General features: G+C 63.2%; 14 protein-coding genes. 3 read left to right on the top strand and 11 right to left on the bottom strand.

Annotated elements, in window-relative coordinates; genetic code table 11:
* Nucleotides 1-76: 76 nt before the first annotated feature.
* From FJW05_RS25900 to FJW05_RS27545, 9 genes are all read right to left on the bottom strand, one after another.
* The gene (locus tag FJW05_RS25900) at nucleotides 77-685 is read right to left on the bottom strand and encodes a hypothetical protein (protein WP_140636769.1); all 609 of its coding nucleotides are present in this window, start codon (nucleotides 683-685) and stop codon (nucleotides 77-79) included.
* A gap of 250 nt (nucleotides 686-935) precedes the next feature.
* Nucleotides 936-1,586, bottom strand: a complete 651-nt coding sequence (locus FJW05_RS25895) for an OmpA family protein (RefSeq protein ID WP_140546436.1) — start codon at nucleotides 1,584-1,586, stop codon at nucleotides 936-938.
* Nucleotides 1,587-1,723: 137 nt separating this feature from the next.
* Complete coding sequence (locus FJW05_RS25890) at nucleotides 1,724-2,092, bottom strand: GFA family protein (RefSeq protein WP_140636767.1); 369 nt, start codon at nucleotides 2,090-2,092, stop codon at nucleotides 1,724-1,726.
* A gap of 261 nt (nucleotides 2,093-2,353) precedes the next feature.
* Entirely contained in the window at nucleotides 2,354-2,731 is a 378-nt protein-coding gene (locus FJW05_RS25885) for a hypothetical protein (protein WP_140636765.1), read from the bottom strand.
* A 294-nt stretch (nucleotides 2,732-3,025) separates the two neighbouring features.
* Nucleotides 3,026-3,430: a GFA family protein gene (locus FJW05_RS25880; RefSeq protein WP_140636763.1), complete on the bottom strand. Its 405-nt coding sequence runs from the start codon at nucleotides 3,428-3,430 to the stop codon at nucleotides 3,026-3,028.
* A 165-nt stretch (nucleotides 3,431-3,595) separates the two neighbouring features.
* Nucleotides 3,596-4,727 (bottom strand): peptide chain release factor 2 gene (prfB, locus tag FJW05_RS25875; protein WP_140636761.1). Its coding sequence is split into 2 segments (ribosomal slippage): nucleotides 3,596-4,660 and nucleotides 4,662-4,727, totalling 1,131 coding nucleotides; the frame shifts between segments, so codons are not numbered across the junction.
* Between the two features lie 129 nt (nucleotides 4,728-4,856).
* Nucleotides 4,857-7,313 carry a penicillin-binding protein 1A gene (locus FJW05_RS25870; protein ID WP_140636759.1) on the bottom strand — a complete coding sequence of 819 codons (2,457 nt, stop codon included), beginning with the start codon at nucleotides 7,311-7,313 and terminating at the stop codon, nucleotides 4,857-4,859.
* A 231-nt stretch (nucleotides 7,314-7,544) separates the two neighbouring features.
* A complete protein-coding gene (locus tag FJW05_RS25865; RefSeq protein WP_140636757.1) occupies nucleotides 7,545-8,801 on the bottom strand; it encodes an N-acetylmuramoyl-L-alanine amidase in 1,257 nt (418 codons plus the stop codon).
* A gap of 416 nt (nucleotides 8,802-9,217) precedes the next feature.
* Complete coding sequence (locus FJW05_RS27545; protein ID WP_181165077.1) at nucleotides 9,218-9,355, bottom strand: hypothetical protein; 138 nt, start codon at nucleotides 9,353-9,355, stop codon at nucleotides 9,218-9,220.
* Between the two features lie 92 nt (nucleotides 9,356-9,447).
* On the opposite strand from FJW05_RS27545, the gene FJW05_RS25860 reads away from it, so the two are divergent.
* Nucleotides 9,448-12,378, top strand: a complete 2,931-nt coding sequence (locus FJW05_RS25860; RefSeq protein WP_140636755.1) for a ribonuclease E/G — start codon at nucleotides 9,448-9,450, stop codon at nucleotides 12,376-12,378.
* A gap of 124 nt (nucleotides 12,379-12,502) precedes the next feature.
* Here FJW05_RS25860 and FJW05_RS25855 read toward each other — a convergent pair whose 3' ends face one another.
* Both FJW05_RS25855 and FJW05_RS25850 read right to left on the bottom strand, forming a co-directional pair.
* Complete coding sequence (locus FJW05_RS25855; RefSeq protein ID WP_140541364.1) at nucleotides 12,503-13,432, bottom strand: glutaminase; 930 nt, start codon at nucleotides 13,430-13,432, stop codon at nucleotides 12,503-12,505.
* Nucleotides 13,433-14,581, bottom strand: a complete 1,149-nt coding sequence (locus FJW05_RS25850; protein WP_140636754.1) for an aminotransferase class I/II-fold pyridoxal phosphate-dependent enzyme — start codon at nucleotides 14,579-14,581, stop codon at nucleotides 13,433-13,435. It lies immediately after the preceding gene.
* 183 nt (nucleotides 14,582-14,764) lie between these two features.
* On the opposite strand from FJW05_RS25850, the gene FJW05_RS25845 reads away from it, so the two are divergent.
* Both FJW05_RS25845 and FJW05_RS25840 read left to right on the top strand, forming a co-directional pair.
* A complete protein-coding gene (locus FJW05_RS25845) occupies nucleotides 14,765-16,177 on the top strand; it encodes a M48 family metalloprotease (RefSeq protein ID WP_140636752.1) in 1,413 nt (470 codons plus the stop codon).
* Between the two features lie 58 nt (nucleotides 16,178-16,235).
* Entirely contained in the window at nucleotides 16,236-17,063 is an 828-nt protein-coding gene (locus tag FJW05_RS25840; RefSeq protein ID WP_140636750.1) for a DsbA family protein, read from the top strand.
* Nucleotides 17,064-17,072: the final 9 nt, after the last annotated feature.

Here is a 17,072-nt window from a genome sequence, read left to right as displayed (position 1 = left end):
AGCTGAATTGAAAACGGCCCCACACGGGGCCGTTTCGTTTTGGCTTCGCCTGAAGCAATTCAGCCAAAGACGATGCCTACATCGGACCCGGCATCATCTTGGTCGGCTTCTCGAGCATCGGGAACTCGGCCCTGCTGCATTTCACGTTCGGGTTCGTTGGACTGAACATGCCGTTCGGATTGTCCTTGAACAGCCATGCATGCAGGTCGTAGTGGACGAACTCCCTCGGAATGAGCGGATAGTGGCCTTCCATCGGCCCCATGAATTTTTGCCCGAACAGCGTCGGCACCTCCTTGGTGTCCGGCGTCAGCGGCACCAGCCATTCCACCCCGACCAGCTTCAAGCCTTTCTTGGTCGGCTCGTAGATCAGGACGTTGGGTTTCATCGGGTCGAGCGGCTTGCCGACGCTCGGGACGTTGACGAAATGGATGCCCATCGCACCCCTCTGATAGTACATAGCGCCGTCTATCTTCTCGCCGCCATAGTGGATGCAGCCGACGGTCGACAAATAGAGGTCGCGAACAGCGGCGGTGTAATCTTCATACTTGGCCAGCGATTTCTTCAAGGCTTCGATGTCGGCCTTGTTGGCGTCCTCGGCCCGGGCCGCAGCGAGCCCGAGCGATGTGCCGATAAGACATGCCAAAACGAGGACGCCGCAGCGCCCCAAGCGAGCTGTTCTTGTCATGCATTCCTCCCAGATTCTCTTGATCTGGCCGTGCAAGACCGGGGCGGCAGATGTCGATTGCGCGGCCTATTGACCGCCCCATCCCCTCTGGAACAGCAGAATGTTAGTCCTTTCCCCGGTTCTGGAAAAGCATTAATTAGAACAAACTAATGTCCAAGGCCTTCGACCCATCTTTAGGCCATTTCAAACAAAAACGGCCCCTTTCGGAGCCGTTTGTTTTGATGGAATTGCGCCTCTGCGCGCCGTTTTCTCAGGTGAGCGGCGACAGCTGGATTTCGACGCGGCGGTTCTGCTCGCGGCCGGCGGCGGTCGCATTGGATGCGATCGGGCGGGTCTTGCCGAAGCCGGTGACGGCGAAGCGGCGCTGGTCGACTCCCTGGCCGGACAGGTAATTTGCGACGGCAAGCGCGCGACGCTGCGACAGGTCGAAATTGTGCTCGTCGCCGCCGGTCGAATCGGTGTGGCCGAACACGTCCACAGTGGTCTGGCGGAATTTCTTCAGCACCAGCGCGACCGAATTCAGCACCGGATAGAAGCCCGGCTTCACCGCGTCCTGGTCGACATTGAAGGTGATGTCGGACGGCATGTTGAGGATGATCTGGTCGCCGCTGCGGGTGACGCTGACGCCGGTGCCCTGCAATTGACGGCGAAGCTCGGCCTCGTTCTGGTCCATCGTCGCGCCGATCGCGCCGCCGGCGAGCGCGCCGATGCCGGCGCCGATCAACGCGTTGCGGCGGTCGTTGCCGCCGGCCAGCAGGCCGAGGCTGGCGCCTGCCAGGGCGCCGAGGCCGGCACCGGCCGCCGTGTTGGAGATCTTCTGGTCGCCGGTATACGGATCGGTGGTGGTGCAGGCGCTCACCAATAGAGCCGCCGCCACGGCGACGAGCACAGTCTTCTTCATGAGATTGGTCCCTCTCCAATTCGCGGCCTTTGCGACCGCGCCAAATCAGCCCTTCCGCAGCCTTGTAACATGAAATGCGGCGAAAAACGGAACGGGAATGCCGCCGGTAATGTCCGGCGGTGGCTCCCCTGTCGGCTCTACCACAAATTCTTGCCGTCGATGACCACCACCTCGACCTTGTCCAGATCGAAATCATCGAACAGGCGCGAATTGACGCTGATCTTCGGGTTGTCGAAATCCGGCTTTCCGGTCGACCAATCAGGCGTCTCGGTGAAGGTGCCGCAGCCGCAAATGGCGCAGAAACCATGCTTCACCGTCTTTGAGCCCCAGCGATAGAAGGAGACGTTTTCCGGCGGGCTCGTCAGCTTGAATTGCGACGGCACATAGTAGGCCCATAACGAGCCCCGCTTCGAGCAGAACGAGCATGTGCATTGCGTCACCGTCCGCGGCGCCTCGGCAACCTCGAAGGTTGTCGCCTTGCAGTGACAGCTTCCCCTGATGGTCATGGACTCAACCTCTCCGTTGTCAGCCGCGCCCTTGGTTTCACGCAATTCCGGACGGAAAACCGCTACGCACTTTTCCTGGAATTGCGCATCCTGGTTTCACGCAATTCCGGACGGAAAACCGCTACGCACTTTTCCTGGAATTGCTCGGTGCAAGGCAACATAAAGAAACCGTCCTGACAACCGTCTGTCAGCAAGGTCCGCAGCCTTCTCCTGCCGTGGATCGAGCCCCAGCGCCTCGCCTTCCGCGGCAGGTTCGGAGCCCTAGTAGGAGGGAGGCGGCACGAACAGGCAGATGGTCTTGCCGGCGTCGAGCCCGGCCTGGTGCGCACACCAGTGGTACTCGCCGTCGGGCGAATTCTTGATCCGCTTGTCGGCATAAGCCACCACCTCGCCCGTACCTTTAATGACGTAGCCCTCGGGCCGCTCGCTGATCGACGACTGCGGCACCTCCTTGCAATCGTAGTTGGCACAACAGGCAAAGGGGTATTTCCAGCCTTGCGGCATGGCCGCGGTGGGCTGGGCATCGTGCGCAGCAGCCGGTGGCGCCAGCGCTGCGATCGCTCCAACGGCGAACAGGGAGAACAAAAGTCGGCCAGCCGGTCGAACGGCTTGGGCCGATCTTGATATGGCAGCAGACATCGAAGCGTTCCTTTCGAGCATCAAGCGTTTTCGCTTGCCCGTTCCCGGAACGTGTCTTCCCAGTGGCCGGATCGTCGGTCGCAGATATGCCGCATCCGGCCATAAATGCTTTTTACCCAGCCCGAAGGCTGGGCTGATTCCCTGGCTGGCGCAAGCATCCGCTTGCCAACGGCAATGCCGCGCTTCACGCCAACCTCTGCCATCCAGAATCGTGCGTCGGCTTGGTTAATGAGCAGTTAGCCGCGCGGATCTGGTGCCCGACAACGAGATTCGGCTCAAGCTGGTTCCAGACGTTCAGTCGGGAACGTGCTCATCATACTGCGGCAGGGAGTCGGCGATTGTGAACCACTTCGCCTTGGACCCGACAAAAATGTGTGCGCTCGGCCGTATCGTCGGCTCGTCGACCAGCGTGCCCATGGCGACATGCACGTAGGCGCCGTCGCGGACCAACGAATAGAGGAGCGAGCCGCATCGCCCGCAATGCGCGTCGTGGCCGCTCTCGTCGCCGAAGATCAGCAGCCCGCCCTCGCCCGCGATGAGACGGAACTTGTCGCGCTCGATGCCGGCAAACGGCTTGAACGCGGAGCCTGTCGTGCGCCGGCAGTTCGAGCAATGGCAGTTCGCCGCGTAAACGAATTCGTCCGCAACCTCATAGTGGACGGCGCCGCAGAAGCATTTTCCCGCAAGTACCGTAGACACCGGCTTCCTCCTTGGTCCCCAGGCGGGATATGTTCAGATTCAGGTCAGGCTGAGCCGAGAATGATGGTTTCCGAGAACCGGAGCGGAGCGTACTTCAGTACGTGAGCACCGGAAGCGCAGGAAATCATCGTTCGCAGGCCAACCTCACCTGAATGTGGGCATATCCTAGTCGAGGTCCGCCACCGCTTCGCCCGCGCCGCCCTCGATGCGATGCGAGAGCGAGGCTTCCATGAATTCGTCGAGGTCGCCGTCGAGCACGCTCGAAGGCGAGGTGCTTTCGACGCCGGTGCGCAGATCCTTCACAAGCTGATAGGGCTGCAGCACGTAAGAGCGGATCTGGTGCCCCCAGCCGATGTCGCTCTTCGACGCTTCCGTCGCATTGGCGACCGCCTCGCGCTTCTTCAGCTCTTCCTCGTAAAGCCGCGAGCGCAGCATTTCCCAAGCCTTGGCGCGGTTCTTGTGCTGCGAGCGCTCGGCCTGGCAGGCAACCGCTATGCCGGTCGCAAGATGGGTGATGCGCACCGCCGAGTCGGTGGTGTTGACGTGCTGGCCGCCCGAACCCGAGGAACGATAGGTGTCGATGCGCACGTCCGATTCGGAAACATTGATCTCGATCGAGTCATCGATGACCGGATAGACCCAGACGCTGGCGAAGGAGGTGTGGCGCCGTGCGTTGCTGTCGTAAGGCGAAATACGCACCAGGCGATGGACGCCGGACTCCGTCTTAAGCCAACCATAGGCGTTGTGGCCCTTGATCATCACGGTGGCGGACTTGATGCCCGCTTCTTCGCCGTCATGGACTTCCAGCACCTCGACCTTGAAGCGGCGACGCTCGGCCCAGCGCGTGTACATGCGCAGGAGCATCGAGGCCCAGTCCTGGCTCTCGGTGCCGCCGGCGCCGGCATGGATTTCGAGATAGGTGTCGTTGGCGTCGGCCTCGCCCGACAGCAGCGTTTCGACCTGGCGCGCCTTCGCCTCGCCCTGCATCGAACGCAGCGCCGCCTCCGCTTCCGCGATGATGCCGTCGTCGCCCTCTTCCTCGCCGAGTTCGATCAGCCCGATATTGTCTTCCAGCGCCTGCGTCATCCCCTTGACGGCAGCGATGCCGTCCTCGAGCTCCTGGCGCTCCCGCATCAGCTTCTGCGCTTCGATCGGATCATTCCAGAGGCTGGAATCCTCGGCGCGCGAATTCAGGTATTCAAGCCGCTTTACAGCCTGATCCCAGTCAAAGATGCCTCCTCAGCAGGGTTATCGCCTGCCTGATCTCGTCGACGATGTTGAGCGTTTCCGCGCGCATGGCTCTTGGTTCGGTCCTGTTCTTTTCGGTCTTTTTCGGAATAGGCGCGATACATAGGCACGGCATCGCTGCCTGTAAAGCGAAATGGGCCGGCACCACCCTGCCGGCCCATCGCGAAATCGAGCAAGGTCAGTAGAGGCCGCCGCCGCCGTCCTGGATGGCTTGGTTGGCCTGCGGCGACAGCGCTCCGCCCGAACCGTTCGAGCCATCCGCGCCCATGCCGATCACCCAGTAGCTGTCAGCCGGACCGGTGCCAGGCTTGAAAGCCTCGATGATGGTGTTCGGATCGCCTTCGGCGGCACGCATGCCGGTCTTGCGGTTGATTGCGATCAGCTTCATGCCGTCGGGAACCTGGAAGTCGGTGTTCGGCTTGCCGTCGAGCGCAACGCGCATGAAGTCCTTGAAGATCGGGGCCGCCAAGCCGCCGCCGGTAGCGCCGTGGCCAAGGCCGCGCGGCGTGTCATAGCCCATATAGAGGCCGACGACGAGGTTCGGGGTGAAGCCGATGAACCAGGCGTCCTTCTCGTCATTGGTCGTGCCGGTCTTGCCGGCGATGTGGCGGCCGAGCTCGCCGATGGTGGCGCCGGTGCCGCGCTGCACGACGCCCTCCATCATCGAGGTGATCTGGTATGCCGTCATCGGGTCGAGCACCTGCTCGGAATTGTCGACCAGCTCCGGCTCGGTCTGGTTCTTCCACTCGGTCGCATTGCAGCCTTCGCAGCCGCGCTCGTCCTGCTTGAACACCGTCTTGCCGTAACGGTCCTGGATGCGGTCGATCAGCGATGGTTTGATCGATTTGCCGCCATTGGCCATGATCGAATAGGCCGACACCATGCGCATGACGGTCGTCTCGCCCGAGCCCAGCGCCATCGGCAGATAGGGCGCCAGATGATCGTAGACGCCGAAGCGCTCGGCATATTCCACGACCAGCTTCATGCCCATGTCGTTGGCCAGCCGCACGGTCATCAGATTGCGCGACTTTTCGATGCCCGAGCGCAAGGTGGCCGGGCCCGCGACCGTGCCGTCATAGTTCTTCGGCGTCCAGGTGGTGTTGCCGCTCTGGATGGTGATCGGGCCGTCCATGATCACCGAAGCCGGCGTGTAGCCATTGTCGAGCGCCGCCGAATAGACGATCGGCTTGAACGAGGAACCGGGCTGGCGCATCGCCTGGGTGGCGCGGTTGAATTCCGACTGCGCGTAGGAGAAGCCGCCGACCATGGCGAGCACGCGGCCGGTATGCGGATCCATGGCGACGAGGCCGCCTTCGACCTCCGGCACCTGGCGCAGCATGTAGGTGTTGTCGGAGCCGTCGTTCTTCTGCACGAAGATCACATCGCCGGGCTCCAGCACGTCGGCCGGAGACTTCGCCCTGACGGACTTGCCGTTGACGAAGTGGCGCATGGCGAAGCCCATGTCCTCCTTGCTGACGGTGCCCTGGACGCGCTCCTTGACCAGATCGCCGGAAATCTGCCGCGTCGGCTGGATGCCGATGGTTAGCCCGGTTGCCGAGCTGTCGAGGACGACGGCCAGCGTCCATTCCGGAACGTCCTCGAGACCCTTCACATTGCCCAGAGGCACGCCCCAGTCGCCGGAGACATCGATATGCGTCACCGGACCGCGATAGCCGCGCAGCATGTCGTATTTGAGCAGGCCGTTCTGCATCGCCTTGCGGGCGATAAGCTGGATATTCGGATCGAGCGTGGTGCGCACCGACAGGCCGCCCTCGTAAAGCGCATTCTCACCGTAGCGCGCGATGATCTGGCGGCGGACTTCCTCGGTGAAGTACTCGCCGGCAAACAGATAAGAACCGTTGCGGCGCGGCGTCACGCCGAGCGGTTCGGCCTTGGCCTTGTCGCCCTCCTCGCGGGTGACGTAGCCATTCTCGACCATTTGGTCGATGACCCAGTTGCGGCGCTCCAGGGCACGGTCGGCGTGCTTGAAGGGGTGATAGTTGTTCGGGCCCTTCGGCAACGAGGCGAGATAAGCGGCTTCCGCGACTGTCAGCTCGTTGACGGACTTGTCGAAATAGGTGAGCGCGGCGCCCGCGACGCCGTAGGCGCCAAAGCCGAAGAAGATTTCGTTGAGATAGAGCTCGAGGATGCGGTCCTTCGAATAGGCCTGCTCGATGCGGAAGGCCAGGATCATCTCCTTGATCTTGCGCTCATAAGTCTGATCGGAAGAGAGCAGGAAGTTCTTCGCCACCTGCTGGGTGATCGTCGAGGCGCCGACCTGCCGCCGGCCCGAACCGAGATTCTGCAGGTTGACGATGATGGCGCGGCCAAGTCCGGTGATGTCGATGCCGGGATGGTTGTAGAAATTCTTGTCCTCGGCCGACATGAAGGCGGCCTTGACGCGGTCCGGGATGGCCTGGATCGGCAGATAGAGACGCCGCTCGCGCGCATATTCAGCCATCAGTGCGCCGTCGGAGGCATGGATGCGCGTCGTCACCGGCGGTTCGTATTTGGCCAGAACCTCGTAGTCGGGCAGGTCCTTGGTCAGATGGCTGATATAGATGGCAAGACCGGCCGCCACCAGCAGCGCCAGCGTCGTGCCGATGCCAAAGAAATAGCCGATGAGACGAATCATGCCCGCTCCAGTCCGAGGTTCGGGAATTTCCTAAACGAAGCCGACAGTCGCGCAAGCTTCCCGGGGCGGTCCCAATCCGCAATCGAAAAACCCATGTCGCGGCCATGTGGACAAAATACGGCAGCGCGAAATTTGAGGACTCGGTTGCCGAATAATAACGCCGGGTGTTGTTGTCATGCAACGCCGCTTGCGGTTGCAGACGTCCGGCAGTTGCGGGCAGGTCCGGCGGGGTCAGCCGCCCGTCGCGGTTCCGGCCTTGGCGGCGGCAAACAGGGCAACCGCGTTGGTTATGCTTTGCGCCGCCTTGCCGCGCCAGTCGGCGTTCAGCAGTTGCGCCTCGTCCTTGTTGTTGGAGAGGTAGCCGAGCTCGACCAGGACGGACGGCACGTCCGGGGCCTTGAGCACCCTGAAGCCGGCCGAGCGCTGCGGATTGTTGATCATGCCGACGCTGGTCGACAGCTGACCCACCAGCGTGTGGGCGAAGCTCATCGAGAAGCCATGGGTCTCACGGCGGATCAGGTCGATCAGAATGTCGGTGACTTCCTTGTTGTCGTCCTCGATCTTCATTCCGGCGAACTGGTCGGACAGGTTCTCGCGATCGGCGAGCGCCTGGGCTTCCGGGTCGGAAGCCTTGTCGGAAAGCGTGTAGACCGTGGCACCGCGAAGACCTTTGACGGCGATCGTATCGGCATGGACGGAGATCAAAAGATCGGCCTCGTGCTGGCGCGCGATGCGCACGCGTTCGTCGAGCGCCAGGTACACGTCGTTGTCCCGTGTCATGTAGACATCGTATTTGCCGACCGCGGCCAGCTTGTCGCGCAGTTCCTTGGCAAAAGCGAGCGTGACGTCCTTCTCGACCGTGCCGGCGGAGCTTTCGGCGCCGCCATCGACACCGCCATGGCCGGGATCGATGACAACCGTGAAGCGGTGGCCGGGCGCCGAGACCGGTCCGGTGCCGACCCGTTCGCCCTTTTCGGTCGAAACCGTCGAACCGGTCGTCAGCGACTGGTTGGCGAGAGCTTCGTCGAACTCCCGCTCGGAGGCAGCCGACATATCGATGGCGATGCGGTAGCCGCTGCCGTCGTCATTCTTGAGCACGTCGAGCTTTTCGACGACGAAAGGGCCCTTGCCGGTGAGGATCAGGCGCGAGCCATGTCCCTGATCGCCGTAGCGAACGGCCCGTACAAGACCCCGCGGCTTCACATCCTTGGCATCGAGCGCGAATCGCGTGCGCGGCAGATCGACGACCAGGCGATTGGGACCGCGCAGCAGGAACCATTTGACGTCCGGCTCGTGGTCGAAATTCACGACGATGCGCATCTTCGTGGCGTCGCCGGCCATCTTGTAGCCGGTTGCGCCAAGCAGGGTGTCGGCGTGCGCGGCGGCGACGAAACAGGACAGGACCGCCAGCAGCAAGCCAGTCCAGGTAACGCGCAGGAGATGCCCGGTGGCCCCATCCCTCTTGTCTGCGGCGCCCGCCAATCCCATCTCTTATCCGTCGCTCCCGGTTTGACGCATTGCGCCCGGTCTTCTCGCAGAATGCCTGTCAGGCCGCCAACCCGATTAACGATTGGTATTCAGAGAAGGTTAACCAAGCCTTTCATGGAGCGGGACGAAGGCGCCTTCCCCAGGGGAAGCGCTTTTTGCCGGCATCCGAAATCGGGGTTGCCTTCCATCCCGCCAAATCATAAAAGCGACATTGGATCACTGCAATCCTGGAACCGCTCGCCTCAGCAGTTTCCTGCCAAAGGCTGGATGCAAAGGCGGCTCCTTTACCCTTCCAGGCTCAGGTGGTCGCGACGATTTTCGCAGGCGTGCCCTCGTGGCGGGGGAATCGCCTGCGTGAGGAAAACGGCCGGGTTTGTCCCGCGCCGGCTCTTTATGAGCAAACAAGCTGGTCCGGCTTAGTCCGGGCTTTGGTTCAAAAGGTTCTGCCGGGTGCCGATGGCTTCAAGCGCAATCATGGAAAGGTCCGCATCAAACCGCGCCGTAATGGCTGCGGGCGGCACCGCCATTGCGCTCAAGCGGCGGCCGGCGGACATTCAATTATCCGGCATGCACACAGATACAGGCGCACAGCGGCGGGCATTGCCACGCCAGCTGCGGCCGTCGGCTGCCGGCAGGAAACAAAATAATGCCCAACAAGATGCTGATAGACGCCTCCCACCCGGAGGAAACACGCGTTGTTGTCGTTCGCGGTAACCGCATCGAAGAATTCGACTTTGAATCCCAGGACAAAAAGCAGCTCAAAGGAAACATCTATCTCGCCCGCGTAACCCGCGTCGAACCGTCCCTCCAGGCGGCCTTTGTCGAATATGGCGGCAACCGTCACGGTTTTCTCGCCTTTAGCGAAATTCATCCCGATTATTACCAGATCCCGGTCGCCGACCGTCAGGCTCTGCTGCGCGCCGAGGCGCAGGAGGCCGAGGACGAAGACGACGAGGAAGCGGAGAACGGCGAAGAGCAGCAGGCGCGCGATCGCGGCGGCCGGCGCAACCGCCGGCGCGGCGGCAAGAACCGCGACCGCGGCGAGCACAAGCACGCTTCCTCGGAGAACGAGGAAAGCCCGGCCGAAGCAACAGCCGTTGACGAAACCGCCGCTGAGATTGCCGAGGGCGAGGAAGCCGGGGGCGAGACCGCCGCTACCCCGGCAGAAAATGCCGGAACAGCCTCCGAGGCCGTCGAGGCCGTATCGGAAGCGACTGAAGGCGCCGAGGCTGCCGGAGATGACGCCACGGACGACGACGATGGTAAGCCTTCCGAAGGCGGCCCTACTTCGATTGCGGCGAGCATCGATGCCGACGTGATTTCCGAGGCGATGCCGCAGGCGGATCAGCAAAGCGGCGAAGCCGCCGCCAGCGACGATGATCGCGGCATGCTGGAGGACGTCTCGGCCTCGCATTCGGACGAGCACGAGGTCGAATCGGTCGGCGCCGAGGACGCGCTCGAGGAAATCCGCAACCGCCGCAAGCCGGTGCGTCGTCAGTACAAGATCCAGGAAGTCATCAAGCGCCGGCAGATCCTTTTGGTGCAGGTGGTCAAGGAAGAGCGCGGCAACAAGGGCGCGGCGCTCACCACCTATCTGTCGCTTGCCGGCCGCTATTCGGTGCTGATGCCGAACACGGCGCGCGGCGGCGGCATCTCGCGCAAGATCACCAACGCCCAGGACCGCAAGCGGTTGAAGGAGGTCGTGGCCGATCTCGACGTGCCGCAGGGCATGGGCGTCATCCTGCGCACCGCCGGCGAAAGCCGCACCAAGGCCGAGATCAAGCGCGACTACGAATACCTGATGCGGCTATGGGAAAACGTCCGCAACCTGACGCTGCAGTCCTCGGCCCCGGCCCTGGTCTATGAGGAAGGCAGCCTGATCAAGCGTTCGGTGCGCGACCTCTACAACAAGGACATCGACGAGATCCTTGTCTCCGGCGAAGACGGCTACCGCGAGGCCAAGGATTTCATGCGCATGCTGATGCCGAGCCACGCCAAGGTGGTTCAGCCGTTCCGCGACACCACGCCGATCTTCGTGCGCAACGGCATCGAAGCGCAGCTCGACCGCATGCTGCAGCCGCAGGTGACGCTGAAGAGCGGCGGCTACATCATCATCAACCAGACCGAGGCGCTGGTTTCGATCGACGTCAACTCCGGCCGCTCCACCAAGGAGCATTCGATCGAGGAGACGGCGCTCCACACCAATCTGGAAGCGGCGGAGGAAGTCGCGCGGCAGTTGCGATTGCGCGACCTTGCCGGCCTGATCGTCATCGACTTCATCGACATGGAGGAGAACCGCAACAACCGCTCCGTCGAGAAACGGCTGAAGGATCACCTTAAGAACGACCGCGCCCGTATCCAGGTAGGCCGCATCTCGCACTTCGGCCTGATGGAAATGTCGCGCCAGCGCATCCGCGCCAGCGTGCTGGAATCGACCATGAAGCCTTGCCCGCATTGCGGCGGCACGGGCCATGTGCGCTCCGATTCCTCCGTGGCGCTGATGGTCGTGCGGGCGATCGAAGAATTCCTGCTCAAGGATTCGCGCAGCCACATCATCGTGCGCACGCCGTCGGCGACCGCGCTCTATGTGCTCAACCATAAGCGCGCCAACCTGGTGGAGCTCGAAGCCCGCTTCGGCCTGACGATCACGATCGAGGCTGACGAGACGCTCGGCACCCAGCATTACGCGATCTTCCGCGGCGCCATCGCCGAGAAGCCGGAAGGTTTTGTCGAGGTGCGCAGCCTACCGGCCTATGTCGAGCCGGACGAGCCCGAGGACGAGATTGTCGTCGAGGAAGCGGAGGACGAGGTCTCGGTCCAGGCCGAACAGCCGCGCCACGGGCAGCAGGACCAGCACCAGCAGCGGTCCGAGGATGGCGAAGGCCGTGACCGCAAGCGCCGCAAGCGCCGGCGGCGGCGTGGCGGCAGGGATCGCGACCGCGAGCACAATGGGGACGTCGCGGCGGCGCCGACGGAAGCCGGCGAAACCGATGACGAGACGACGGACGAGGCCGCCGAGGAGGCGACCGCCGGCGGCGAGGCCGTAGCGGCCGATGCCGACGACGGTTCCGGAAAGAAGCGCCGGCGCGGGAAGCGCGGCGGCAAGCGCAACCGCCGTGAGGACGAAGCTTCGGAGGCCGCTGCGGGCGAAACTGTCGGCGATATCGAGGGTGAGTCGGTTGAAGGCCAGGACGCCGTAAGCGAGCCGGCGATGGCCGCTCCTGCGGAGCAACCTGCTGCTCCCGCCGCGGCTAACGACGATGCCGAGGTGGTCGAAAAGCCGAAGAAGCCCCGCCGTTCGAGGGCCAAGAAGGTGGCTGAGGAAGCCGCGGCCGAGACGGTGTCCGAGCCTGTGGCCGAGGCCCAGATTGCGCCTGTGGCTGCCGAGCCGGAGCCGGAGCCGACGGCTGCCGCTCCCGCGGCCACGGAGGCGGAGCCTACCCATCCAACGCGGCGTAAGCCACAGTCAGTCGACGCGCCGGTTGTCCCCGTCGTGTCTTCGAACGTGTCCGATGACGCCAAGGCCGAAGACAAGCCGAAGCGCGCCGGCTGGTGGCAGCGCAAGGGTTTTTTCTAAACCTTTCAGATCGTTAAGCTGATCTTTTGAAACAATCCCGCGCCGCATCAGGCGCGGGATTTTTCATTTCGCCGACTGCTTTTTCAGCGCCGTTCCGGGTGGAAACCGCCAACGCTTTGCTGCTTTACGGCGCGAAGATCGACCAGTTCATCATCCGGGCGAGCTTCTCCATGGCGATGGAGCCGAGCTTGGAGTTGCCGTTCTCGTTGAGGCCGGGCGACCACACCGCCAGCGAAGCAACCCCTGGCACGATGCCGAGAATGCCGCCGCCGACACCGCTTTTGCCGGGGATGCCGACGCGGAAGGCAAAATCGCCGGAACCGTCATAATGGCCGCAGGTCAGCATCAGCGCGCCGATGCGGCGTGCCCGTTCGGCCGAGACGACCGAATGCCCGGTCGCCGGGTTCCTGCCGCCATTGGCAAGAAACCGGCCGGCCATGGCGAGCTGACGGCAGCTCATGGCAACCGCGCAATGGTGGAAATAGACACCCAGCGCGAGCTCGGGGGCATGATGGAGATTGCCGAAGGATTTCATGTAGTTGGCCAGGGCAAAGTTGCGGTGGCCGGTGGCGCGCTCGGATGCCGCCACCTCGCGATCGATGATGATCGTATCGTCATCGGCGAGAAACTGGATGAAACGCAGGATTTCGCCGATCGCCTCGCGCGGCTGATGGCCGGCGAGCAGGACGTCGGAGACGACGATGGCGCCGGCATTGATGAACGGATTGCGCGGGATGCCGTTCTCATGCTCGAGCTGGACGATCGAGTTGAACGGGTTGCCGGATGGCTCGCGGCCGACGCGATGCCATAACGCATCGCCGACCTTGCCCAGCGCCAGCGTGAGCGTGAAGACTTTCGAGACGCTCTGGATCGAAAAGGGCTGATCGGCATCGCCGGCCAGTATGACGCGGCCGTCATTGGTCACGGCGGCAATGCCGAATTTCTTCGGATCGACCTTGCCCAACTGCGGGATGTAGGTCGCCACCTCGCCGCGATCGGTGCGCTCCGCCATTTCGGCGGCGACTTCGGCCAATGCCTGCTCGAGCTCCGGCATCTATTTCAGCCAGCGTTCGATGCGCGCCAGCGCCTCGACCATGTCGTCATGGCTGCCGGCATAGGAAAAGCGCATGGTGCGATGGCCCTGCAGCGGGTCGAAATCGCGGCCCGGCGTTGCCGCGACATGCGCCTCGGCCAGCATCTTGCGCGCAAAAGCCATGCTGTCATTGGTGTGGCGCGTGACATCGCAGAACGCATAGAAGGCGCCGTCCATCGGTGCGGCGAGCGCAAAGCCGAGTTCCGGCAGGCGCTTCATCAGAAGGTCGCGGTTCCAGGCGTAGCGCGCCTTCACCTTTTCCAGTTCCTGCGTTGCCTTGAACGCCTCGATCGCCGCGATCTGCGACAGTTCCGGCGGCGAGATATAGAGGCTCTGGGCGACACGCTCGACCGGCCGCACAAGCTCCTCCGGCAGCACCATCCAGCCGATCCGCCAGCCGGTCATGCAATAGTATTTCGAGAAGGAATTGATCGCGGTCACGCCGGCGCCATGAGCCAGCGCGGTGACATCCGGCGCCGCGTAGGCCAGCCTGTGATAGATTTCGTCGGAGATCACGGCGATGCCGAGCTCTTCGGCAGTGTTCACCAGCGCGGCAAGCTCATTGGCCGGAATCACCGCGCCGGTCGGATTGGCGGGACTGGCGAACAGCACGCCCTTCAGCGGCTTCCCGCGATGCGCGACCTTGAGGTGCTCGGCATGCAGGTAGGCATCCGAGCCGAGCTCGATTTCGACGATCTCGATGCCGAGCGCGGCCATGATGTTGCGGTAGGCGGGATAGCCGGGCGCGGCGATAGCGACACGGTCGCCCGGATCGAACATGGCCAGGAAAGCCAGGTTGAAGGCGGCCGACGAGCCGGTCGTGACGGCGATGCGCGATGGCGCGACGTCGATACCATAGTGCTCGCCGTAATGCGCGGCGATCGCGTTGCGCAGATCGGCCAGGCCCAAGGCGTCGGTGTAGCCGATGCGGCCATGCCGCAGGGCCGCGGCCGCCGCCTCGCGGACGCCGACCGGCGCGGGATCCGACGGCTGGCCGACCGCCATCGACACCACGTGCACGCCGGCGGCTTTCAGCCGGTTGGCTTCGGCCAGGATGTCCATGGCGTGGAACGGCTCGACTTCTCCGCGGCGCGAAAGCGAAACGACCATCTGACCTCTTCCAACTGCTCTATTTCGGCGAATTCTGGACGCAAGCCAGAGCAGACTTGCCCTAACTGCCCTAGTTACGGGACAGCGCCGCACAAATGCCCGATTGATATGGGGATCACAAGCGCGCAGGAAGTTGCCGGCGCCGACTTTTCATCTTTCGCCCGCTCGTCTACCAGTGGACCTATGTTGAGCCGACCCCGACCGTTAACTGGCAAAGCGACCTCACTCAGCCGAACCGCGCGCGGCTTCGCGACGCTTCTGCTGGCCGCCACCGTTGCTTTATCGAGTTCGGTCAGCGCATTCGCGCAAGGCGTGCCGGTGGTGCGCGACGCCGAGATCGAGGCGCTGGTGCGCGATTATGCCCGGCCGATCTTCAAGGCGGCGGGGCTTGCCAATGACGGCATCGACATCGTTCTGGTCAACGACCAGAGTTTCAACGCCTTCGTCACCGGGCGGCGGCTGTTCATCAACACCGGCGCGCTGGTGACCGCCGAAACGCCGAACGAGATCATCGGCGTCATCGCGCACGAGGCCGGCCATATCGCCGGCGGCCACCAGGAGAAATTGCGCGACCAGCTCGACCGTGCCAAGACCATGGCCATCATCGCCACGCTGCTCGGCGCCGGCGCCATGGTGGCCGGCGCCACCACCAACAGCCGCGGCCTTGCCGGCGCCGGCATGGGGGTGGCCGCCGGCGGCGGCGAGATGGCGCAGCGCTCGATCCTTGCCTATCAGCGCACCGAAGAGATCACCGCCGACCGTTCGGCGATCACCTATCTGAACGCCACCGGCCAGTCCGGCATGGGCATGCTGAAGACCTTCGCCCGCTTCCAGAGCGCGCTTTCGCTCGCTGGCACCCAGGTCGATCCCTACCGGATCAGCCATCCGATGCCGCAGGAGCGCATCGCCAACCTCGAAGTCCTCGTCAAGCAAAGCCCCTTCGTCAACGCTGTCGACCCGCCGGCACTGCAGCAGCGGCACGACATGATGCGCATCAAGATCGCCGCTTATATGCAGGGCCAGGCAGCCGTCGCGCGGCTGATGCGCAAGAACCCGACCAGCCTCGCCTCGCGTTATGGCGACGCGCAGCAGACCTATCTTTACGGCAATCCGGGCGCGGCGCTCACCAAGACGGCGGCGCTGATCAAGGAACAACCGAAGAATCCTTATTTCCAGGAATTGCGCGGCGATATCCTGATGAAGGCCAACAAGCCGAAGGACGCGGCGGACGCCTATGCCAAGGCGGCCAGCCTCGATCCCGCGCGATCCGGCCTGCTGCTGGTTTCGGTCGGCCAGTCGCTGATGGCGGTCGGCACGCCCGATTCGCTGAAAAAGGCTGTCACCCAGCTCAACAACGGCGTCGCGCGGGACAGGGAGAATTCCGAAGCCTATCGTTTTCTGGCGCAGGCATATGGCGAGCTCGGTGACATTCCGGCCGCCGATCTTGCCACCGCCGAGGGTCACTATTATGCGGGCGACTACAAAAACGCTAAGATCTTCGCCATGCGCGCTCAACAGAAATTGAAGCGCGGCGAACCCCGCTGGGTCCGCGCGCAGGATATTATAAACTACACGCCATCGAACAAACTCAAATGAACCTCCCGGGCCCTGGCGGCGACCAAGGCGGACCGGAACGGGCAAAAGGAACGACGATATGAACAAGGCAATCCTGCTTGGCAGCGCCGGCGGTCTGGCGGTGGCGCTCGGCATGCTGGCTTTCGGCTTCATGGCGGGAAACCCGCAGCCCGCGAGGGCCGACACCGTGCAAGTCGCCCAGATCACGTCTTCCACCGATACCAAGGCCTCCGCCGACACCAAGATCGATCGCAAGGAGGTCGAAGGCATCATCCGCGATTATCTCTTGAAGAACCCGGAAGTTCTGCTCGAGGTGCAGGATGCGCTCGAGGCCAAGCAGAAGGAAGAGCAACGGCTCGCCGCGCTCGGCGTCATCAAGGACTCCAAGGACGAGATCTTCAACTCCACCTTCGACGGCGTCGTCGGCAACCCGAAGGGCAAGGTCACGATCGTCGAGTTCTACGATTACAATTGCGGCTTCTGCAAACGCGCCATCGAGGACATGCAGGCGCTGACCAAGTCCGATCCGGACCTGCGCTTCGTGCTGAAGGAGTTCCCGATCCTGAGCCCGGATTCGCAGAAGGCCAGCGTCGTCTCCATGGCGTTCCACCTGATGCATCCGGAGAAATATCGTGAGTTCCACACCGCGCTGCTCGGCGGCCAGGGTCGCGCCACCGAAGCGACCGCGATCAAGGTGGCGCTTTCGCTCGGCGCCGACGAGGCAGCGCTGCGCGAGAAGATGAAGGACCCGCGCATCCCCGAAACGCTCTCGCGCACCTATGATCTTGCGACGAAACTGTCGATCACCGGCACGCCGTCCTATGTGGTCGGCAACGAGGTGATCTTCGGAGCGCTCGGCCAGCAGGTTCTGGCGGAAAAGATCGAAGCGGCAAAGAGCGCGCTCTAGGCGCTCGCG

The organism is Mesorhizobium sp. B2-9-1, assembly GCF_006439455.1.
In the GTDB taxonomy this organism is placed as follows: Bacteria; Pseudomonadota; Alphaproteobacteria; order Rhizobiales; family Rhizobiaceae; genus Mesorhizobium.
This window is presented reverse-complemented; position numbering and strand designations above follow the sequence as displayed.